Raw genomic sequence first — 21,819 nt, forward strand, 5'->3', positions numbered from 1 at the left:
GCTTCCCCTTGCCTCACTCCACACTTCCCACTAAAAATGTGTCATCAAACGGATTTAAACGCAGGAGCCGCGTTCCAGAAAGAGTGTTGCCATCACCCTCCGCTACAACCAAAAACGCTTGAATCCCATCGGCAGATGCGTTTTGGACGATCACCGCTGCCAATAAGTCTTCTTGGCTAAGCCCCCATGCGTTAATCCAAGCAGAGAGGAGTCGCTTGATGCCCAACCCATTTCCGGGGAAATAAAACTGAGAGTAGGAGCATCCCCAATGATGCTTACATAGCTATCCAGCCATGTTCGCCCGCCATCCTTGGTTCGGCGGATCGCGTTTCCTTCCCCCAGGACAAACCCGTTGTCTTCGTCCACGAAGAGTAGTCGTTCTGGGTTCGACGAGGAAAGGACAATGTCCGATGGTACGGCGCTCCAGGTCTTTCCCCCATCGCTCGTGTGATAGAAGATCGTCTGTCCGTACTGGCACAGAGCCAGAATGCCATTCTTGCGGTCCTTGCCGAAGAACTGCGGCGGTGTAATCTCTCCGAGAACGTCGCTTTCTGTTAAAGCATATCGGGACCAGGTCCGTCCTCCGTCCATTGTCCGGAAGATCAAAGGCACACCTGTACCCCGAGCCGTCACATACCCTTCCTCCGGTGTGCGGAAGACGAGTCCGTTTGGAGTACCGGTAGTGTCGGTAAGGCTGTCGGAGCTTCCTGTACCTTGACCCGATTTCACCCACGTTGCGCCTCCATCGGTTGTCAGGTACAGCGATTTATTCTTGGACTGGTCCTCTACACTCGCATGACTATCCGTCAGCAGCACCCACCCGTGACTCTCATCGAGGAAGGTGATCCGGGGATCGGCGTACATCTCCCACCCTCCATCAATAGGCAGATCGCTGCTCGCCCATTCCTTCCCACCATCGACTGTCCGATAAACAACCAAAGTTGGCATACGGGATTCGGTCAAAGGATTACGGTTAACGTACCAGGCTCGTTTCGCATCGAGAAAGGTAAAAGCCTCCGCCTGCAGCGATACCATGGTAAAATCCAAACCGGGCGCCCGTTTCGTCCAGTGCTCTCCCCCGTCCTCCGTGGTCCAAAGGGACATGCCGATAGCCCATCCCCTCTCTTGATCGAACATCCGAATTCCTTTCAATCGATCCGGAAAATCCTTGGCGGCGTACTCGACACCCAGCTTCCAGCTCAAGGATGCGGTAAAAAGGTCTTCAGCGTCGTCATCTGAATTCAACTCAGCTGTGATGGCAGAAGAGGGCAAGTCCTCCACAGATGGAATATCCGTCAAATCATCCAGAGAAACGACGTAATTTTCAGGAATGCCATATGCAAAGCTTACATAGTGCACTCGGTTTCCATCCAGTTTAACCAGTAGAGAACCGGCCAATTTACCGGACATCAGTCCGTTCCAGTCATACCAGGTTGCCTTATCCGGCCCTTTGGGGGCATAGCCCGCATAGATCCCGAAATCAAACCGATAAGTGCCACCCGATAAAAGCTTAGACCCAGCCTTTTGCTGGGAAGAGCCTTGCTCGGTCGCAACGACTTGACTGATCACCTGATACCGGCTGCCGACGATATCCGTTAATTGACGGATCGTTTGGCCCTGATGCAAGCGGCTTCGAACATAATCAACTGCGGACCTCCCCATTCGGTCTCCTACGCTCCCGACGTCCGAATCATCTCCGCTCCCAGGATCAGCCAACGCGGATTTAGCTTTCTCCGGCAACAAGTTGGGCATGTCGATGTAACGAAACAAGAGGATCCCTATCGTCAGCAGAGCAGCCGCTCCGATAGCTGCATACCGACCAACCCTCATCCCGCCTCTCCTCTTCCATCTGCGATTGGAGGCCATCGCCTTTACTTCCCTCGCCAAGCTATCCGAAAACATCGGTCGGGTAAAGGGCTCCGGCGCGATTTGTTCATACCACTCCGGTTTCTCTTGGTTCATCTCGGTTCCTCCCGTTCTGCAGCGGATTCCATCAGAGCCGCTGTCACTTTTTGCCGCGCCCGGTACAAACGCGACTTTACGGTTCCTTCTGTGACTCCTGTCAGTTCAGCGATCTCCTTCAAGCTGAAATCATAGCGAATGTCCAGCACCAGGACCTCCCGAAAAGGAGCGGGGAGCTTCAAAATCATCCGCCAGATTTCATCGCGAACTTCCCGGTCGAGGAAATCGGCTTCCGCGGAGCGCGCCCTTACTGCGGTGTCCACCTCCGATTGCACGCGCACCCGACGAAAGAAGGCTGTCCGGCGATAGTTCAAGCTGAGGTTCCGGGTGATCTTCATCAGCCACGTCCGAATCGAGCTCTCCCCACGGAAGGAGGTGAAATTCCGGTATACCCGCAAAAAGACCTCCTGCGAAATATCGTTCGCAAAGTGATAATCCCGGGTGAGGAAGAACGCATAGTTCCACACATCCTGCCCGAACTCTTTCATCAGGCGGTCGAACGTGACGGAATCCATCTCCCGGGTGTGAAGCAAATGAGCGTATTCGTTCAAGTGACTCCCTCCCCCTTACCTAGACAAGATAGCCATGGCAAAAGTTCCCGAAAATGTTCGGATTTCTCGAAATGACCGATCAAGCATACTCAGCCATTCCCTGTTTCCACGCTAAACCAAAAATGGCCGCCCAGCAGACGAGTGATGCGCCGGCTGAACGACCTGATGCAAAAGCTATGAAGAGTTACGATGCGATGAGGATGATAGGGAGGCTGGCTTCCCGGACTCGACTTTTCGCACCGTACGTGGCTCCCCGTGCATGATGAGGCGTCGCATGACGGCGGGGCAACCCCATGGTTGTGCGTCCGAATTCCAGCTGGTAATCCTCGCCTAACTGCGGCTGTCCAGCAAGATCGTCACCGGTCCTGCGTTGACCAGCTCCACATCCATATCGGCGCCGAAGATGCCGGTCTGAACCTCGAGCCCGTTCGCTCGCACGAGTTCGTTGAATTTCTCGTACAGAACCTCCGCTAGCTCGGGACGAGCCGCCTCCACAAAGCTCGGGCGGCGTCCCTTGCGCGCATCTCCGTATAAAGTGAACTGAGAGACAGAAAGAACCTTGCCGCCGATATCCTGCACGGACCGATTCATCTTGCCCTCCTCATCTTCGAAGATGCGGAGACCCGTCACCTTGTCGGCAAGAAACTTCGCATCCTTCTCCGTATCCTCATGAGTGACTCCGACCAGAACCATCAGCCCTTGCCCGATCTCCCCTGTAACTTTCCCCTCTACCGTTACCTTCGCCCGCTTGCAGCGTTGAATAACTACCTTCATGTTTCGTTTCCTCCACTTAGCTTCCACTTATATAAAGAGGGATCGCAGCGCCGCATCCCATTTTTCTGCGTCGCGCTGCGATCCGTATCACTTGTTATGTCTGTTACGTCTGCATGATCCGCTGCACCGAATAGACGTCGCGGATACGCTTGATCTTGTCTACCACGGACTCCAAGTGATCAATGTTGTGGATCAGAATGGTCATGTGAATGAGCGCCAGCTTGTTCTTGTCCGAGCGGCCGGATACGGCCGAGATCGTCGTCTTCGTCTCAGAGACGGCTTGAAGCACTTCCCGCAGCAGATCGCGGCGGTCATGACCGGTGATCTCGATTTCAACCGTATAATTGGCTTCGGCATCCTCTGCCCATTCCACCTCGATCAGACGGTTCTCTTCGTCGGTCGTGGAGGGCAGATTGGTACAGTCCGTGCGGTGGACAGAAACTCCCCGGCCGCGTGTGATGTAGCCAACGATCTCGTCTCCCGGCACCGGATTGCAGCAGCGGGCGAACCGGACGAGCAGGTTGTCCACGCCTTTCACCCGAACCCCATGCATAGGCCGGCTCTTCTTCTCTTTCTCGGGAGCGGACTTGACTTCCTTCAGCTCATTCGTCAGCTGAAGAAGATTGTCCGCTTCCGATTCCCTGCGCAGCTTCTCCGTCAGACGGGTCGTGATCTGTGCCGGCGTAATGCCTCCGAATCCGGCGGCGGACAGCATGTCGTCGATATCGTTGAAGCTGAACTTGGCCGCCACTTCCAGGAGCTTCTCGTCCGTCATGAGCGCGCTCGACTCGAAGCCCAGCCGCTTCAGCTCGCGTTCGACCGCTTCACGCCCTTTTTCGACGTTTTCCTCGCGCTTCTCCTTCTTGAAATACTGCTTAATCTTGCTGCGGGTATGGGAAGACCCGGCCAGCTTAATCCAGTCCTGGCTCGGTCCGTAGGAATGCTTGGACGTGAGAATCTCGACGATATCGCCGTTCTTCAGCTTGTAATCGAGCGGTTCAATGCGCCCGTTTACCTTCGCTCCGATAGTCCGGTTGCCGACCTCCGTATGAATCCGGTAGGCAAAATCAAGCGGCACCGAGCCGGCAGGCAGCTCAATCACCTCGCCTTTTGGGGTAAACACAAAGACAAGGTCCGAGAAAAAGTCCATTTTCAGAGACTCCATGAATTCTGAAGCATCCTTCGCTTCGCTCTGAAGCTCGAGAATTTCCCGGACCCAATTCATCTTCTCCTCAAACGTTCCGTCGGGTACGACTGTCCCTTCCTTATAGGCCCAATGCGCCGCGATCCCGTATTCCGCCGTCCGATGCATTTCCCATGTGCGGATCTGAACCTCAAGCGGCTCCCCGTTCGGTCCGATCACGGTCGTATGCAGCGACTGGTACATGTTCGCCTTGGGCATAGCAATATAATCCTTGAAACGCCCAGGCATCGGCTTCCAAAGAGTATGAATGATTCCGAGAGTCGCGTAACAATCCTTGATGTTGTCCACGATCACACGAATGGCCAGTAGGTCGTAGATCTCGTTGAACTGCTTACCCTTCTCGGACATTTTCTTATAGATGCTATAGATGTGCTTCGGCCGTCCGGAGATGTCGCCTTCAATGCCCATTTCGCCGACCTTTTCGCGAATCATCCGGATGACGTTGTCGATGTATTGCTCGCGCTCGGTCCGTTTCTTCTGCATGAGGTTGGCGATCCGGTAATACTGCTGCGGGTTTAAGTAGCGGAGAGCGATGTCCTCCATCTCCCACTTGATCGCAGAGATCCCGAGCCGATGGGCGATTGGACAAAAGATCTCCAACGTCTCCTCAGCGATCCGCCGCTGGCTCTCCTCGGACTGGTACTTCAAGGTGCGCATGTTGTGAAGGCGATCGGCCAGCTTGATCAGAATCACCCGAATGTCCTGAGCCATCGCCACGAACATTTTCCGGTAATTCTCGTTCTGGTGCTCTTCCTTCGATTTGAACTTGATCTTCTCCAGCTTGGTCAGACCATCCACGATCGACGCACAAGTCGGGCCGAACTGCTGACGCACGGCATCGAGAGAAACGGTCGTATCCTCCACCACATCATGGAGAAGCGCTGCAATGATCGAAGTTGCATCCATTTGCATGTTGATCAGGATATCGGCGACCGCCAGCGGATGTAGAATATAAGGCTCGCCCGATTTGCGGAGCTGGCCTTGATGAGCCTGATCGGCAAATTCATAGGCTTCCCGAATGCGGACGAGATCGGATTCCTTGATATAGGCGGATGCCTTCTGTATCAGTTGCTCAATGCCCATGCTGAGACCCTTTCCCGGTTACTGGTTTGACTTCAATTATGCCCTTGCCGCGTCACTTCGTCAAGAATAGCAGCGGTTTGTCGCCAAAAAACGGGCATAATTTAGACACGAGGCAGTTCATCAACTCTTGGGATAAAAAAAGAGTTGATGAGCTACTAGGCACAAGAATGGTTTTCTGCTACGATAGTCGAGGCATATTTTCGGTACCATTCAACAAAATTCCACTCGAGGAGGAACCCATTTGTCGCGCGTTATCCAAGTGAATGAGCGGCCTCCGCTCATCGAGAGCATCCCGCTCAGCCTGCAGCATCTGTTCGCCATGTTTGCTTCGAACGTCCTCGTTCCAAACCTGTTTGGCGTCAACCCCGCTACGATCCTGCTGATGAACGGCATCGGCACCCTGCTTTATCTCTTCATTTGCAAAGGCAAGATTCCGGCGTACCTCGGTTCCAGCTTCGCGTTCCTCTCACCTGTCTTCGTCATTCTCGCTACTAGCGGCGGTTCGTACGAACAGGCGCTATTCGGATTCATGGGCGTTGGGGTCATCTTCATCATCGTAGCACTCCTCGTCGGAAAAGTAGGCATTGGCTGGATCGATGTCGTATTCCCGCCAGCAGCCATGGGCGCCATCGTCGCCGTCATCGGCCTGGAGCTTGTCCCGGTTGCAGCTCGTATGGCAGGCTTTATCCCAGCCGAAGGCGTTGACCCCAATACGTTCCAAGTCGACACCAACACAGTCATCGTCGCGGTCATCACGATGGCGATCATCATCTTCGGTAACGTTCTCTTCCGCGGCTTCATGAAGATCATCCCGATTCTTATCGCGATCATCGTCGGCTACGTCATCTCCGCTCCCGCCTTCTTCAATCTGGTGAAATGGGATATGGTGCGAGAAGCCAAATGGTTCGATCTCCCTACTCATTATACTCCGCATTTCGATCTATCCAGCTTCCTGATCATCCTTCCGGCCGCTCTCGTCGTCATCGCCGAGCACATCGGCCACTTGGTCGTCACCAGCAACATCGTCGGCAAGGACTTGACTAAGGATCCGGGTCTGCACCGTTCGCTTCTCGGCAACGGGATTTCCACGGTCCTCTCCAGCCTGTTTGGTTCGACGCCTAACACCACCTATGGGGAAAACATTGGCGTGCTCGCCATGACGAAGGTATACTCGACCTGGGTTATCGGCGGCGCGGCCATTTTCTCGGTCATCCTCGCTTTCTGCGGCAAGCTTGCTGCACTGATCGCAGCGATTCCGGGAGCCGTCATGGGCGGCGTTTCCATTCTGCTCTTCGGCATCATCGCCGTCTCCGGTATCCGCATGTTGGTGGAATCGAAGGTGGATTACAACAAGCCAATCAACATGATCCTCACCGCCGTCGTACTCGTCATCGGAATCAGCGGCACCAAGTTTACCTGGGGCAACTTCGAGCTCAAGGGCATGGCGCTCGCCACAGTCGTCGCCATTATCCTGAGCCTGCTGTTCAAGCTGTTCGAAGTGCTGAAGATCGACAACGAAGAACGGTAAGCGTTTTGACATTAGGACAAGCAGCAGCGGCCGTCCCCCGACTTTCATCGGGGAGCGGCCGCTTTTTTTGCATAACGACGGAAGTATGCGAATCCTTTCTATCGTTCCTTTTTAACGTGAATGAATTTGTCCAATAAGACTTGTCTCTCGCCCATCTTCACATCAAGCTCCCGATAAGAGCCGGTATCAGCATTCAACAGAATTGTTTTTGATTGTTCATAGATGTCACCCTTTTGGGAGCTAGTAAAGGTGATCTGCCGATTCCCCACCGGCAGGAGCGTCGTATTATTATAATGCTCGTCCGAATAAGGAAATACCACTCGATGCTCTTGGGTAGATAGACGTAAAGTATTAACGGAATCCCGGCTGCCTTGGAAGTCGTAATAGGAAATAAAGCAAATTTCGTCATCGCTCAACCAGTCCACTCGCCCTATGGAGCCGCCGTCTTCCTGCGAATACACGATTGAGGTTTGACCGCTTTTCAAATCATACAGCCAAATTGACGCGCACATCCATAGAGGAGTCTGTGCACCCGGGGCGCTGCTCCGATCCAAAACCGCGCTGTAGATGAGCTTGGTCCCGTCATCGGACACCCGAGGGGCTGAGAAACCAACATTCATCATCGTAGGAACCTTCTCGATGTCAAACTTGCCCTTTCCACCGAATTCGTGATAGATTTCATCTAGGTCCGTCTGATTCAGGTAATAATTCCATTCTTCCTCTTGGATCGGATCATCTTTCTGATACGAAGCAGCGTCCTTCTTTTCCTTAACGGACAAATAAGCTTGTTTCCCTTTCAAATAAAAGCGATCGGCGGTTTTCCCTTTATCTTCAACCGTCCGTACACGCCAAACCTCTCCTCTTACCAGCACCTTTTCTTCCCTTGTCGCAATATCAAACGTCTTGATCTCCTGATACGAGCTAGTCGTTGCATCATTCTGGATGAACACCAGCGTCTGATTGTCCGGAAGCCATGATAGCTTTATGATTTCGTTCCGCAGCGGCATATCCTGATAAAAGGATTCGGTCTTCCCCGTAGCAAAGGTGTAAATATTCAGATACCTTCTCTCAACCTGATCGTCCCAAGTGGTATAAGCGGCGTATTTCCCGTCCGAAGATAACGCGGCATAATTATCCGGCGTAACTGCGGGCAAATGAAGCAGAACCGTCGGCTCCCAGGTGGACGTATCGTAGCTCACCATATCGCTTCCGTTCTTCTGATCGCTAAGCAGTCCTACAACACTCGACCGCGTCTGTACAGGCAGGACTTCTGCAGAAGGAGTCGAATGCTCCCTCTCTGCAGAGTGAATCGGTCTTCTATGATTCATATTGAGAACAAGCAGAGCTGAGGACCCCAAGAGAATCACGATCAGGAGCCAAACCGTGATCGCTTTCTTTCGATTGGCAGCAGGCATATGGCTTCCTCCATCAGGAGCATGTGTTTCGGCGGCTCGCGGCAACTAAGTGCATACTAGAAATCCTTCCTTAAAATTACTCCAGAATCAACCAAATCTCAACCTTTTCTGGAAAAAGAAAGAGCGTTTAACAAGAGGATGTTGGACGGGTGTCTATAGAAGTAGACGGAATCAACCCAATTCATTCAGGAGGGGTTATCTTAAAGAGCAAAAGCGCACGTTTATTATCTATTGGCCGTTCATCATCATCTTATTATCTTTCACTATGTTAACGCATCATCCTTGGTGAAACCATGATCCCGTTCAAGTTTCCAATAATAGAAAAGCCCCGGTCTTAGAGGAGCGAGCGCTCTTCCAAGCCGGGGCTTGCTGTTTTATAGGGAGCCATTACCTCACTGCGGCTTCAACGCTTCCTTTAGAAACCTTTCCAAAGGTGCGACGTCGGTGATGTTATGGTTACAGACATCGTGATCAAGACACATGTACTGCCCGATCGCTTTGTAGTAATCCGGCGAGGAGCCCGGCGGACGGTACTTGGCAACGGTTGAGAATAAGGCTACATTCTCGATACGGTTGCAGAGGAAACAGACGCCTTTGTTCGCCGGGGTGTAGCGGCCTTCGATACCGACCAACTCTCCATTCCATCGGTAGACCATGAACATCCGGTTCGCCGCGATGTCGATCCAACCGAGGTAGGTCAGCTTGCGCGTGTCGATCAAACTGAGATCGGGTACCTTGAGCTTCTTGATCTTTGGATACAGCTTCGAGATCTGCTTTTCCGTCGCCTGCAGGTCTGTTGCTCGATATGCTTCCAGCGTGAGCAGGTACTGTTGGAACTGCTCCGACTGGGTCATGTCGGTAAAAGCATTCAGAAGCGGAAGCTGTTCATCGGTTGCCTCCGGAAAAGCTTCACGGACCCAGGCCATCGCACCGAGCCGTACGGATTCCACCACTTTCGGGTCCGAGACGGTGCTGCAGGCTCGATGAAGGGCCGTCACTTGCTTGCGGAGAGCATTGTATTGGTGATTATAGAGGAAAGGTTCGCACATGGGATTCACTCCTATTTGGATAGTCAATTTCGTCCAATGGGGGCAAAGCCATGGCAGGGGATCCTTGTTCCCCAAATCGAGCGACCATCAATCAATTAGGATCGCCCACGCAAAGGATCGCCCTGAATTAGGCTTTGCATGAGCCGATGCGAACTCCAGCAAACTGTTTTGCCATGGATACCGACCCCCTTCCTCGTTCCATTATAGGACGATCGCTTCCGGACAGCAAACCCAAGATTCACTATAAAGAAAGATCAGTCTCCGAAAAAGAAAGCAGGTCCAGTACCCTAAGCGGGCAACAGACCTGCTATTTGATAACCTTATCCGTTTAATACTTCATCAACGAGAACACTTCAATGCCGTCCAGCTTCTCTCGGCCATTCAAGAATTCCAGCTCGATGAGGAACGCGGCTCCGACGATCTCTCCGCCAAGCTTACGGATGAGTTCGATCGTGGTGGCAATGGTTCCACCCGTCGCCAGAAGATCGTCGGCGATCAGCACCTTTTGTCCGGGCTTGATGGCATCGACGTGCATGGCGAGCTTATCCTTGCCATATTCCAGCGAGTACTCCGCTTCAATGCACTCATAAGGCAGCTTGCCGCTCTTGCGGATCGGAATGAAGCCCGCACCCAGCGCATAGGCGAGCGGTGCGCCAACGACGAAACCGCGAGCTTCCGGACCGGCTACCAGCTCGATGTCTTTGTCCTTGTAAAGGTCACGGAACTGGTCAATCGCCTCGCGATATGCAGCGCCGTCCTTAAGCAGCGTGGTGATGTCCTTGAACTGAATGCCCGGCTGGGGAAAGTCGGGGATGTTGCGAATATACTCTTTGAAATCCATGAGAGTTCCCTCCGTTATGGGGTATCGATTCGATTCCCCTGAATGACCTTCGTTTCCTTGCGGTCCCGCAGCTCCTTAAGGAGGCGGGTTAAATCTTTGGCTGTACTGTACAGCAGTTCTTCCTCGACCTGCCGGAATCTTAGGCGATCCTGATAACGGCCCGATTCCGTCAAATCGCGTTTCGCAGGAGATACGGTACACCGATAGTCTCCGCTCGCCTGTTCCACCAGCTCCAGTTCCTCAAACACATCCAGAATGAAACGGACATGAGAAGCCGACAAACCAGCCCTTCTGCTTAAATAATGAACCGGGTCAATTCCTCGTTGTCCGGCAGTCCCCTCCTTGCGCAGGGTCGAGTAGATCTGAACGAACATATCGCGAGACGGCATCCCTGCTTCATCAGTCGGAGCAAGAAAGACCGGATACAAGCGCCCCGCCTCTCGTGCCTGCCGCAGAGCAGCTCGCAAAGCCTCTAGCGAGGGCGGCAGGGTAAGGAGAACGAGGCTTTGAAGCTCCTCATAGGACAGGCCGGAGGAAGCTGCCTTTCCCTTAACGGGTTCCTGCAGCAGCTTCGGCTCCCGATTCCCCTCCCAGAGCCAAAGCGTTGCCGCTTCTTTCAGCTCGGCAGGGACTTTGTCGGCATCTTCAGGCGTGAACAGCACCACGCCGAGGGATGCATCCGGTAAGGCAAGACTTTTCCAGCGGGAATCCGTTAGGCCGGCTCCTCGGAAGTCGAAGACCTGCATCTCGGGAATCGACAGATCCTGAATGAGAATTTGCGGCTTCACCGAACCGTTCCATTCATTCAAAGTCAATTCCCCGAGCAGTTCGATTCGATCCGTGGAGGAGATCGTGTTCAGCATGGAGCCTTTGCTGAAACCTACGGCATCGAGCACGATCGGCTTGCGATTCTCGGTCGCCGTCCACGGAGCGACCTGCAGCTTCATATGTCGGTTATCCTTGCCCATCGTCTTCATGTCCATGATTCTCAGATCGCGAAAGACGAAACGTGGGGCGGGATTGCCCGCTCCAAAGGGAGCAAGCTGCTCCAGCTCCTTGATCCAGCCGAGAGGAGAGCCGTCGAGAGCGCATTCCAAATCGGCATTCAGAATTGGCTGATAATCCGCTTCGGTCAACCATTCGTCAGCGAACTTGCCGAGCCGCTCGCGGAATTCGGAGATGTTCCCGGCTTCCAGTGTCATTCCAGCCGCGGCTTGATGACCCCCGTAATGCTCCATAAGATCGCCGCAGCCGGTCAATGCCTCATACATATCGAATCCTGCAATCGAGCGGGCCGAGCCTTTGGCAAGCCCTGTCTCAGGGTCGATGCTGAGAACTACTGTCGGGCAATAAAACCGCTCCAACAGCTTGGAAGCGACAATGCCGATGACACCGACATTCCAGCCTTCCTTAGCGACGACTAGCACGCCGCCACTGACCGTCTTCTGCTCTGCGGCCAGCAGGAGCGCCTCTGCGGCGATCTCATCGACAATCCGCTGACGCTCCCGGTTGAGCAGGTCCAAGCGGAGGGCAAGCTCCGCCGCCTCTTCCGGATCATCGGTCGTCAACAACTGAAGCGCTGGATCCGCGGCATCCAGACGACCGCTCGCATTGATGCGAGGAGCGAGAGCGAAACCGATGTGGCCGGCGTTCATCGTTCTTTTGTCGACGTCCGCCACATCGAACAGAGCTTTGATCCCGGCGTAAGATCCGGTTCGCATCCGTTCGATTCCCTGCTTAACGATGATGCGGTTCTCGTCCGTGAGCGGCATCAAATCGCCTACCGTCCCGATTGCCGCAATGTCAAACAGCTCGGCCGGAATTCGATCGAGGAGCGCTTGAGCGAGCTTGAATGCGACCCCTGCTCCCGCCAGCTGCTTGTATGGATAAGGGCAGCCGGGCTTCTTCGGATTCACCACCGCGATCGCTTCCGGCAATTCTGCAGGAGGTTCGTGATGATCGGTTACGACCACATCCATGCCAAGCTCACGCGCATATGCGATCTCTTCCCGAGCGCTGATCCCCGTATCTACTGTTACGATCAGGGAAACTCCCGCTTCGGCTGCGCGGTCCATAGCAGCGCGATTGAGTCCATACCCTTCGGTCGCCCGATGCGGAATATAGGTGTCGAAATTCGCGCCCAGGCTCCGAAACAGCCGGGACATGAGAGCGGTGCTGCTCACTCCATCTGCATCATAATCACCATAGATCCGGATTTTCTCGCCCTTTGCAAGGCCCTCGCGAATACGCTGAACCGCTTCTCTCATCCCGTCCAATTCATACGGGTCATGCAGGTCATTCACATCGGCGTTCAGAAAGCGAGAGGCTTCCTCCCTATCGACGATTCCCCGGGAGACAAGCAAGAGCCCGACAATCCGATCTACGCCAAGGCGGGCGGACAGCTCGTTCGCAGCGGCTTCTTCCGCCTGCCCGATCTTCCATCTTGCTCTTGACGGTACCATGCTGACCCAACTCTCTAATGCACCATCGGAGGAAAGACAGGATGCTCCGATCCGATGCCGTTATTGTAAGGATAGCCTCTGTCGTATGGATGAACGATGACCAACACATCCGACAGATGCAAAAACTCATGAAGAAGGTGACTGCTTAGAGACCTCGCGATCTCTTGACCTTCGGCTACCGAAATGTGCGGATTCACGCTAACGGTGACGGTCACAGCGACATAGTGGCCCTGCTCGCAAGCTTCGAGAGCATCCACCATAATGATTCCCCTAACCTCTTGGGCTGCCTTTATCAATTCCTCTACATCACGGTGACCTCGTCCTGGATGGGACTGACTAGGTGCCTGCCCGACAGCCAGCTTCCATCCATTTCGGATCATGAGCGCACCGATGGCAAGACCGGCGGCGGCATCCAGACGATGAGCCACCCCCATGCCCCACAATCCCGATAGAGCTACGTTCAGGCTTCCGACTAACGCAAGCAGGGAAGGAATCGCGCCGGAGCGCATCATCTTCCGAAATTCGCCCGCTTTGTCCCGTCCTCTCAACCGTGCAGCTACGTGCAGACCCGCAAATAGGACGGCAGCGGCAAGCCCGACGATCGGGTAAGGAAAAGGACGTCCTTCCGGAGCATCCGATAACAGTTCCTTTAAGGACAAGGCTGCGCCCTCGAAACCGAGAAACAGATAGAAGGATATAGCGATCAAATGAGGAATGGGATAGGCTTTCTGCACAAGTTGGGAATCGGACCGCGTCAGTTCCTTTTTGCGAAAGACCAATCGGGCAACCGGACCAAGGCCCTGCGACAGAGAGGACAGACCGTCAATAACGAGCGACGTGCTTCCGGCGACGATTCCGGCCGCCGCTTTACAGCCGGCGAGCGCAACCGTTCGAACCGCTGTCGAACGCGTTGTTCGATTCCGAAGATGGTTCCGTTGTAAAGCCATCATGCACCTCTTCATTTCCGTTGATTCATTTGAGTCCTATCGGATCAGATAGGAACAGGAAGGGGCGCAGACAGGAACCTCCTCCCTGCACCCCTTCCTTTCCAAAAAGAGCTTACGGCTTGGCAACAGCAGCTTTGCGGGGTTTCTGAAGCGAACTTTTCTTCATCATCGCCCACAGAGGAGCCGCAATGAAGATGGACGAATAGGCTCCGCAGAGCAGGCCGACCATCATGGCCAGCGAGAAATGGCGAATCGATTCGCCTCCGAGAAGAAACAGCAGCAATGCGCCGACGAATACGGTGACAACCGTGTTGATGGAACGCGTCAGCGTTTGAGATACGCTGGCATCGACCAAGTGGGTAAGGTCATCGTAATTTTTGACTTTGGCAAATCTCATGTTTTCCCGGATTCGGTCGAAGATAACAATCGTATCGTTGATGGAATACCCGACGATCGTCAAGATCGCAGCGACAAAGGTCAAGTTGACTTCTAGATGGAAGATCGAGAATATGCTGATCGTGAAGAATGCATCGTGGAACAGCGAAACAATAGCGGAAATGGCAAACCGCCATTCAAAGCGAATCGCTACGTAAATGCAAATGAACACACTGGCGACCAAGACCGCAATGATTGCCTTTTGGGCCAGCTCCTGCGCGAGCGAAGTATCAACCGTGTTTTCTTCCAGGCTGACATCCTTCCCGTACGCATCGATGAAGCCGGCTTTCACTTTGGCTACTTCGGCTTCGTTAAGCACTTTGTCAAAGCGGATGGAGACGCGCTCGCCGCCGGGGGTTATGATCCCGTGGGAGAGTCCAGCCGTCGTAATGATCTCTTCGCTCTTCGCCTTTTCGATCGTTTTCCCCGCATTGATGTCAAGTGTGGTGCCTGCTTTGAAATCGACGCCGCGGTTGAGTCCTTCCGTAAACAGGAAGACCACGCCAAGCAAGGTCACGATGATGGAGAACAGCATGAATTTCTTGCTATGCTTCATGAAATTGAAGTGGATATTGTACTTAAAGTGCATGGATTTCATCCTCCTTAACGCCGAAGTAAGTCGTTTTTTTGACGGCGCCGCTCTTAACAAGCATCTGTATCAGAAGACGCGACAGGAAGACGTTCGTGAACAGGCTCAAGAGGATACTGAAAATCAGCGTCAGTGCGAAGCCTTTAATCGTGCCGATCCCAAGCGTAAACAGAACGCCAGCCGCGACGATCGTGGTTACGTGCGAATCTATAATGGTGCGGAACGAGACCTTCGAACCGGAGCGGAAGCCCGACATGATCGACTTGCCGGAACGAATTTCTTCTTTGATCCGCTCTGCCGTGATGATGTTGGCATCAACCGCCATCCCGACCCCGAGAATAAATGCCGCGATGCCGGGCAGCGTCAAAGTTGCGTTCAGGAGCACATAGACCACGAGGAGGAGCCAGGTAAAGACAATCAAGGTCACACAGGAAATCAAGCCGGGAACCCGATAATAGAACGCCATAAACAACAGAATCAATACGAGGGCGATTCCGCCGGCAAGCAGCGTGTTGTTCATCGATTTCTGACCGAGGGTCGCATCCACCGCATTCGTGTATTTTTCGGTCAGTTGCAGGGGAAGCGCGCCAAGGTTGATCGTGTCCCGGATATTTTTGGATTCATCCAAGGAATAACCGCTAATCTGCGCCTTTCCTTCGGTCATTTCACCTGAAACGACTGGCGCGCCAAGGCTCTTGTCGTCCAGATTGATCGACATGGGCTGACCGGTCAGCTTCTTCGTGACATCAGCAAATTTGCTTTTGTCTTTCACTTCGATCGTGATGATCGGTTGGTTGTATTGGTCGAAGACAACCTTGGCCGCGTTCGGCACGAAGTCGCTGCCGTCCATGACAATGTCTCCGGCTGAATTTCGGAACGTTAGCCGTGCTGGCTCTTTCAGCGTTTTGCGGACCTCCGACTGATCGACGACGCCGGCGATCCGGACGCGGATGCGGTCGGAGCCTTCGGTCGTGATCTCAGGCTCGGCAACGCCCGCTGCGTTAACCCGATCTTCCAAGCTGTGCGCGGTTTCTTTCAGGCTTTCCTTCGTGACCTTTTGCCCCTCTTCGAGCGGAGTGGCCTGATACAAGATTTCAAATCCGCCCTTCAGGTCCAAGCCAAGTCGAACTTCTTTCACGATGAACGGACTGGAGACGCCAACGGCGGCCAGTATGAGAACAATTAGCGCGAGAAATGTGACAAACTTTTTCTTATCCATGTTCTACGGTTCGGTCTCCCTTCGATATCCAATATTCCTATTATACTCACCTGTGAAAAACCCGTCAATTTCTCATGAAAGCGTTATCTCGCCAAAAAAAAGACCCCTCGGCGGGGTGCTCGGCCGAACGGATCGGCGCATACTCCTGTCGATAACGGGCTCTCTTACAGCGTCCATGCCGGAGAAGGCCGGGATTCGTCTAAAGAAAAGCCCCTTTGAAAGCCTGCATGGTCATCCAATTCATAAACTCGGTAGCTTTGAGCGACAAAATGTCATTGGTCAGTCGATGAAGCATAGGAAACCCGGTTTTTTGGTATCGGGCGCTGACGCAGCTCCAGATATCATCCGAGGTAACTTGATCATATCCAAGCAAGGCGAATTCCGAGGCTTTCATCTCGCACAAGTTCCTCGCTACCGTCAAAAACTCATCAACACCGAATTCTTGCTCCCGCTCATCCGCTTCCAAGCTAGTATCCCTCCATTTCATTCAAGTTCCTGGCAATTCGAAAGCGCTCATCCAACTGAAAAAACGGAAACGGAGCACGGTCGTCTTTGAGAATTCCATTTCGACGAAAGACCGTCGGATTCCTCCCCTGGGCCCGAATAATCGGGCATGAGGAGGGACAGGTCCCGCATACGCTTTACTATCCGGAAGGGATAAGCCATGAGCATCCGCTCTTGGTCCCCATCCCACTATACTCTAAATCGCGGGTGGGAGGAAGAGAATCTCGTGGAAAAGTATAAACAATCCTTTATTCAAGGAACGATCATTCTGCTCGCGGCGGGCATTGTCAACCGGCTGCTCGGCTTCATTCCACGCATCATCCTTCCTCGGGTGATTGGAGCGGAAGGCGTCGGCTTGTTTCAAATGGGCTTCCCCTTCCTCATGCTCGTTCTCACATTGGTAACCGGGGGAATCCCTCTCGCCGTAGCCAAGCTGGTGGCGGAAGCCGAATCGAAACGAGATTCGAAGCGCGTCGTACGCATCCTTCACCTATCCGTATTATTTACGCTGGTCTTGGGAGTTACGGTAACGCTCGCATGTCTCGCAGCGATTCCCGCGCTATCGCGAATTCTCTTTACCGATCCTAGGGTGGGGTATCCGCTTCTCTGGATGTGTCCGGTGATTCCAATCGCTGCGATCTCGTCGGTATTCCGTGGTTACTTCCAAGGGAGACAAAACATGATCCCCACCGCAGCCTCCCAGCTTATGGAGACAATCACCCGCATCATCGGGATGCTGGTATTCTCCTTTGCCATGCTGCCATATGGCTTGGAGTATGCCGCAGGGGGAGCGATGGTCGGCATGCTGGCGGGAGAAATCGCCGGCCTGGCTGTTCTGCTGCTTCAATACCGCCACTATAAGTCGAAACAGCCAGTTATCGCAGGCGACTTCCCCTCGCCCCCTTTGGCAAAACCCTATGGCAAGACGCGTCCCGATACCACGAAAAGCCTGTTGAAACGGCTCATCCAGGTTTCGGTTCCCGTCACGGCCAGCCGTTTGGTCGGCTCCTTTTCCTACTTTATCGAATCCGTCTTAATCGTCCAAAGCCTTGCACTCGCCGGAGTCGCGACAGCCGTCGCCACCATGCAGTACGGAGCCTTGCAGGGCATGGTGATGCCCGTCCTGTTCTTGCCTGGAGTGCTGACGTACAGCTTGTCCGTCTCGCTCGTCCCCTCTCTCTCGGAAGCGAACGCCAAGGGAGATTTGAAGACCATCCACACCAGGCTGCATCAGTCCATTAAGCTCGCGTTGATCAGCGGAGCGCCGTTCGCCGTCTTTTTGTACGTGCTAGCCGATCCGATCTGTTATTACCTCTATGGAAACAGTGAAATCGGCGTCATGCTCAAAATGCTAGCCCCTGCAGCCCTCTTCCAGTACTGCCAAGGTCCGCTGCAAGCTTCTCTGCAGGCGCTTAACCAACCGGGCAAGGCTCTGCTCAACACCTTGATCGGTTCTCTAATCAAGCTCAGCCTTATTTTCCTGCTCGCCTCCAAACCGGAGTTTGGAATTCTGGGAGCCGTCCTGGCCATCAGCTTCAACATGATGCTGGTTACGGTTCTTCACTGGAACAGCGTAACCCGTCTGCTTCGTTTTACGATGCCGTCCGGGGACTTTCTTAAAATCTGCCTGCTGATTCCTCTAACAGGCGCCGCTTGCATGTGGGTCATGAACCATGCTCCCGTCGAGGGAGCCTTCACGCGATTCCTGCTCTCCTTAACCGCAGGGACGACGGTTTATGTGCTCGGCCTCCCACTGTTGGGGCTCGTCAACCGGGTAGACCTACAGAAGCTCCCCTTCTTGAATAAAAGAGGGCCGCATTAAGCTTCTGCTTGTGTTGTGCAGCTTTCTCAGGGCTGTGCTCCTTCTCGCAGGCTTGAGTGACTTCCTCTCGCGCATCGTCTCACGGGCTTGTTGGTTTATTCAGCTTCCTCTCGGCTGCTCTGCTTCCTCACATGCAATCGTGTTCTTCTCACCTTCACTGGCAGGCATATCGCGCCTAGCTTGGCCATAGGATGTAGGGATAGGATTGTTCGCCGCATGATGCGGCATTCGGGGAGGTTAGTTCGATGAATATGTCCCATAGCGAAAAAACCCGCTTCGGCTTTCCCATTCTGGGAGGGCTCATCTGGGCGTTTGGGCTGATGGCAGTCGGAGCGCTCGTTCTGTCGCTCACCCTCGCGTTTACCGGACAGAAGGAAAGCTCCCTGCCTTCCGCCGCCATTGTCGTCCACCTGCTTGCCGCATTCATCGGCGGTGCGGCAGCGGGCAAGCGTTCCGGAAGCAAAGGCTGGTACACGGGGGGCGCGACCGGTCTTCTGTACGCGCTGCTCTTGTACCTGATCGGGTTTCTCGGCTTCGATCGTTCCTTCCACTTGTCCGCCCTGCTTGCGGCTGCCGTCGCTTTCGCGGTCGGAGCCGTCGGAGGAATGATCGGAGTCAACTTGAGAAAGTGATGCGGATTCGGGATTCTGCGGACGAGCCAACAGCAAAGACGGCACCGAGGCTTCAGCAGCTCGGTGCCGTCTTTGCTGTTCCTTAACGAATGCGGATCATTTGCCCTCTTCGGGAGTAGAGGTGATCGTTCGGATGGCGGACCGATCAAACGTCAGCTTCGTCGCGTCATTCACGCGCACAATAACCGTGTCGTCCGTCAACTCCATCACCGTACCATGAAGGCCGCCGATCGTGACCACCTTATCGCCTTTCTTGATGCTGTTCAGCATGGAAGCCGTTTTCTTCTGCCTCTTCTGCTGCGGACGAATCATGAGAAAATACAATACGGCAAACATAATCACGATGTACACAATGGACCAATATCCGGCCGTACCGGCAGTGCCACTAGCCAAATACATAGAAATCCCCTCCTTTTTCGTCGATGTCGTTAAAAGCCTTTGTCGTTGTCCTTCATACCGTACTGTTCAAAAAACTCGTCCCGGAAATCCCGCAGCCGATCCTCCATGATAGCCTGCCGCACCTTCTTCATCAGGTTCAGCAGGAAATGCAGGTTGTGGTAGGTGGTCAGGCGGATGCCGAAGGTCTCGTCCGCTTTGATCAGATGCCGAATGTACGCGCGGGAATAAGTGCGGCAGGTGTAGCAGTCGCATTCCGGATCCAGAGGTCCGAAGTCATCGAAATGCTTGGCATTCTTGATATTCAGCCGGCCTTCGCTCGTCATGACCGTTCCGTTGCGGGCGATCCGCGTCGGCAGCACGCAATCGAACATATCGATCCCGCGCATCGCTCCTTCAATCAAAGCATCCGGAGAGCCGACTCCCATCAGATACCGTGGTTTGCCTGTCGGCAAGAGCGGCACGGTGTATTCCAGAACTTCATACATGATCGGTTTCGGTTCGCCCACACTGAGACCACCAATAGCATACCCCGGAAAATCCAGGGAAGTCAAATCCCGTGCGCTCTGTTTGCGCAGGTCTTCAAACATTCCCCCTTGGACGATCCCGAACAAGGCTTGATCATGCGGACGGGCATGGCTTTTCAGGCAGCGCTCCGCCCAGCGGGTCGTCCGCTCCATCGACGGTTTGACGTACTCGTATTCCGCCGGATACGGCGCGCATTCGTCAAACGCCATCATGATGTCGGAGCCGAGCGCGTTCTGAATCTCCATCGCAACCTCCGGAGAGATGAACAGCTTGTCCCCGTTCAGGTGAGAGCGGAAATTTACGCCTTCCTCCATAATCTTGCGGTTGTCGCTTAAGCTGAACACCTGGAAGCCGCCGCTGTCGGTGAGGATGGCTCGGTCCCAGTTCATGAATTTGTGCAGGCCGCCCGCTTGGCGGATCAATTCATGTCCAGGCCTGAGGAAGAGATGGTAGGTGTTGCTCAGGATGATGCCTGCTCCCATCTCTTTGAGCTCTTCAGGGCTCATCGTCTTCACGGTGGCCTGAGTGCCGACCGGCATGAAGCAAGGCGTTTCGATCACTCCATGCGGAGTGTGAACGCGGCCGAGTCGTGCGCCGGTTTGTTTGCAGGTCTTGATCAGTTCATAGGTTACAGCTGCCATGGTATCCCTCATCTTGGATCATATTTTCATGAATTGCATCGGACGAGCCGGAGTGCAGTCGGTCAATAGAGGAACATCGCATCTCCGAAGCTGAAGAAGCGATAGCGTTCCTTCACCGCTTGTTCGTAGGCATGCAAGACGTTCTCTCTCCCGGCCAACGCGCTGATCAGCATGAGCAAGGTTGATTTCGGCAGATGGAAATTGGTGATTAGCGCATCGATAGCACGAATCGGGACCCCCGGGTACAAGAAGATATCCGTCCAACCGGAAATAGCCTTCAGCCTGATCTCGCCCTCGTCTTCCAGACCGGCCGCATCCCTTGCAGCGGTCTCCAGCGTCCGGGCCGAAGTCGTCCCCACCGCTACGACGCGCCCGCCTGCCGCCTTCGTCCGGTTGAAGGCGTCCGCCGTTTCCTGCGGAAGAACGTAGTATTCCGCGTGCATTTCATGCTCCTCGATTTTGTCCACGGCAACCGGCCGGAATGTTCCAAGACCGACATGGAGGGTTAGAAAAGCGATCTCAACGCCTCTGTTTCGAAGATGCTCCAAATATTCCTTCGTAAAATGCAGACCGGCGGTCGGCGCAGCCGCCGAGCCTTCATGCTTGGCATACACCGTCTGGTAACGCTCCTTGTCTTCGAGCCGTTCCTTGATATAAGGAGGAAGCGGCATCTGCCCCAATCGATCGAGAATTTCGGGAAAGATCCCTTCGTATTCAAACCGAATGATCCGTCCGCCCATTTCGCCTTCTTCCTCGATAACCGCAGCAAGAGGGGGTTTCCGACCGGAAGTCGAAGTCGCCGCGGACGACACAAGTTCTGCATCCGCATCAGACGTTCGAGACGAATCGTGCCTTTCGTTTGCTTCTTCCAAGCCAAGCTCTTCCCGCTCGACACCGAAGACGATGCGTGTCCCGATCTTCAGCTTTTTGCCTGGACGAACGAGAGCTTCCCATCGGTTTTCTCCGAGCTCGCGGAGGAGAAGCACCTCCGCTTTCGCTCCCGTATCGGCCTTCAAACCAAAAAGCCGGGCTGGAATCACCCGTGTATCGTTCAACACGAGCAAATCCCCGGCTTTCAAAAATTGATCCAGTTCATGGAAGTGGTGATGCCCGATTTCGCCGGTCTTCCGGTTCAGCGTCATGAGCCGGGACTCCGTCCGATTGGCGAGCGGAGTCTGGGCGATCAGCTCTTCGGGCAGTTCGTAATCAAAGAGGTCGACGTTCATTTGCTTCCTTC

18 protein-coding genes are annotated in these 21,819 nt (G+C 54.1%); 3 read left to right on the forward strand and 15 right to left on the reverse strand.

The window, feature by feature from the left end:
- Positions 1-150: 150 nt before the first annotated feature.
- From BN2684_RS24505 to BN2684_RS10855, 4 genes are all read right to left on the reverse strand, one after another.
- Positions 151-1,962, reverse strand: coding sequence for a WD40/YVTN/BNR-like repeat-containing protein (locus BN2684_RS24505; RefSeq protein WP_058302172.1), 1,812 nt, complete (start codon positions 1,960-1,962; stop codon positions 151-153).
- Positions 1,959-2,513, reverse strand: a complete 555-nt coding sequence (locus BN2684_RS10840) for an RNA polymerase sigma factor (protein ID WP_234340217.1) — start codon at positions 2,511-2,513, stop codon at positions 1,959-1,961. The genes BN2684_RS24505 and BN2684_RS10840 overlap by 4 nt, the downstream gene beginning before the upstream one ends.
- Before the next feature lie 330 nt (positions 2,514-2,843).
- Positions 2,844-3,287, reverse strand: a complete 444-nt coding sequence (gene dtd / locus BN2684_RS10850; RefSeq protein ID WP_058302174.1) for a D-aminoacyl-tRNA deacylase — start codon at positions 3,285-3,287, stop codon at positions 2,844-2,846.
- A 103-nt stretch (positions 3,288-3,390) separates the two neighbouring features.
- The gene (locus BN2684_RS10855; protein ID WP_058302175.1) at positions 3,391-5,574 is read right to left on the reverse strand and encodes a RelA/SpoT family protein; all 2,184 of its coding nucleotides are present in this window, start codon (positions 5,572-5,574) and stop codon (positions 3,391-3,393) included.
- Positions 5,575-5,815: 241 nt separating this feature from the next.
- Between BN2684_RS10855 and uraA the strand changes: the two genes are divergently transcribed.
- Positions 5,816-7,102 (forward strand): uracil permease, encoded by a 1,287-nt coding sequence (gene uraA / locus BN2684_RS10860; protein ID WP_058302176.1) that lies wholly within the window; start codon positions 5,816-5,818, stop codon positions 7,100-7,102.
- Positions 7,103-7,200: 98 nt separating this feature from the next.
- On the opposite strand, the gene BN2684_RS10865 is transcribed toward uraA, so the two are convergent.
- The 8 genes from BN2684_RS10865 to BN2684_RS10895 form a co-directional block, all read right to left on the reverse strand.
- Positions 7,201-8,517, reverse strand: coding sequence for a WD40 repeat domain-containing protein (locus BN2684_RS10865; protein ID WP_058302177.1), 1,317 nt, complete (start codon positions 8,515-8,517; stop codon positions 7,201-7,203).
- 392 nt (positions 8,518-8,909) lie between these two features.
- Positions 8,910-9,566 (reverse strand): FusB/FusC family EF-G-binding protein, encoded by a 657-nt coding sequence (locus BN2684_RS10870; protein WP_058302178.1) that lies wholly within the window; start codon positions 9,564-9,566, stop codon positions 8,910-8,912.
- Positions 9,567-9,894: 328 nt separating this feature from the next.
- A complete protein-coding gene (locus BN2684_RS10875) occupies positions 9,895-10,407 on the reverse strand; it encodes an adenine phosphoribosyltransferase (protein ID WP_058302179.1) in 513 nt (170 codons plus the stop codon).
- A 14-nt stretch (positions 10,408-10,421) separates the two neighbouring features.
- Positions 10,422-12,869 (reverse strand): single-stranded-DNA-specific exonuclease RecJ, encoded by a 2,448-nt coding sequence (gene recJ, locus BN2684_RS10880; protein ID WP_058302180.1) that lies wholly within the window; start codon positions 12,867-12,869, stop codon positions 10,422-10,424.
- Between the two features lie 14 nt (positions 12,870-12,883).
- Entirely contained in the window at positions 12,884-13,816 is a 933-nt protein-coding gene (locus tag BN2684_RS10885; RefSeq protein WP_058302181.1) for a cation transporter dimerization domain-containing protein, read from the reverse strand.
- 112 nt (positions 13,817-13,928) lie between these two features.
- Positions 13,929-14,840, reverse strand: coding sequence for a protein translocase subunit SecF (gene secF / locus BN2684_RS23895; protein ID WP_082651887.1), 912 nt, complete (start codon positions 14,838-14,840; stop codon positions 13,929-13,931).
- A complete protein-coding gene (gene secD / locus BN2684_RS23900) occupies positions 14,830-16,059 on the reverse strand; it encodes a protein translocase subunit SecD (RefSeq protein WP_082651888.1) in 1,230 nt (409 codons plus the stop codon). Before secD ends, secF begins: the two co-directional genes overlap by 11 nt.
- A gap of 199 nt (positions 16,060-16,258) precedes the next feature.
- Positions 16,259-16,453, reverse strand: coding sequence for a post-transcriptional regulator (locus BN2684_RS10895; protein ID WP_058302543.1), 195 nt, complete (start codon positions 16,451-16,453; stop codon positions 16,259-16,261).
- Positions 16,454-16,789: 336 nt separating this feature from the next.
- Between BN2684_RS10895 and spoVB the strand changes: the two genes are divergently transcribed.
- Complete coding sequence (gene spoVB, locus BN2684_RS10900; RefSeq protein WP_058302182.1) at positions 16,790-18,385, forward strand: stage V sporulation protein B; 1,596 nt, start codon at positions 16,790-16,792, stop codon at positions 18,383-18,385.
- Positions 18,386-18,630: 245 nt separating this feature from the next.
- The gene (locus tag BN2684_RS10905; RefSeq protein WP_058302183.1) at positions 18,631-19,017 is read left to right on the forward strand and encodes a TIGR04086 family membrane protein; all 387 of its coding nucleotides are present in this window, start codon (positions 18,631-18,633) and stop codon (positions 19,015-19,017) included.
- A gap of 96 nt (positions 19,018-19,113) precedes the next feature.
- On the opposite strand, the gene yajC is transcribed toward BN2684_RS10905, so the two are convergent.
- The 3 genes from yajC to queA all read right to left on the reverse strand — a co-directional run bounded on the left by yajC (position 19,114) and on the right by queA (position 21,808).
- On the reverse strand, positions 19,114-19,416 hold the full coding sequence (gene yajC / locus BN2684_RS10910; RefSeq protein ID WP_058302184.1) for a preprotein translocase subunit YajC: 303 nt from the start codon (positions 19,414-19,416) through the stop codon (positions 19,114-19,116).
- Between the two features lie 29 nt (positions 19,417-19,445).
- On the reverse strand, positions 19,446-20,582 hold the full coding sequence (tgt, locus tag BN2684_RS10915) for a tRNA guanosine(34) transglycosylase Tgt (protein WP_058302185.1): 1,137 nt from the start codon (positions 20,580-20,582) through the stop codon (positions 19,446-19,448).
- 62 nt (positions 20,583-20,644) lie between these two features.
- Complete coding sequence (gene queA / locus BN2684_RS10920) at positions 20,645-21,808, reverse strand: tRNA preQ1(34) S-adenosylmethionine ribosyltransferase-isomerase QueA (protein ID WP_058302186.1); 1,164 nt, start codon at positions 21,806-21,808, stop codon at positions 20,645-20,647.
- Between the last annotated feature and the right edge of the window lie 11 nt (positions 21,809-21,819).

It is taken from the genome of Gorillibacterium timonense (genome assembly GCF_001457415.1).
In the GTDB taxonomy this organism is placed as follows: domain Bacteria; phylum Bacillota; class Bacilli; order Paenibacillales; family NBRC-103111; genus Gorillibacterium; species Gorillibacterium timonense.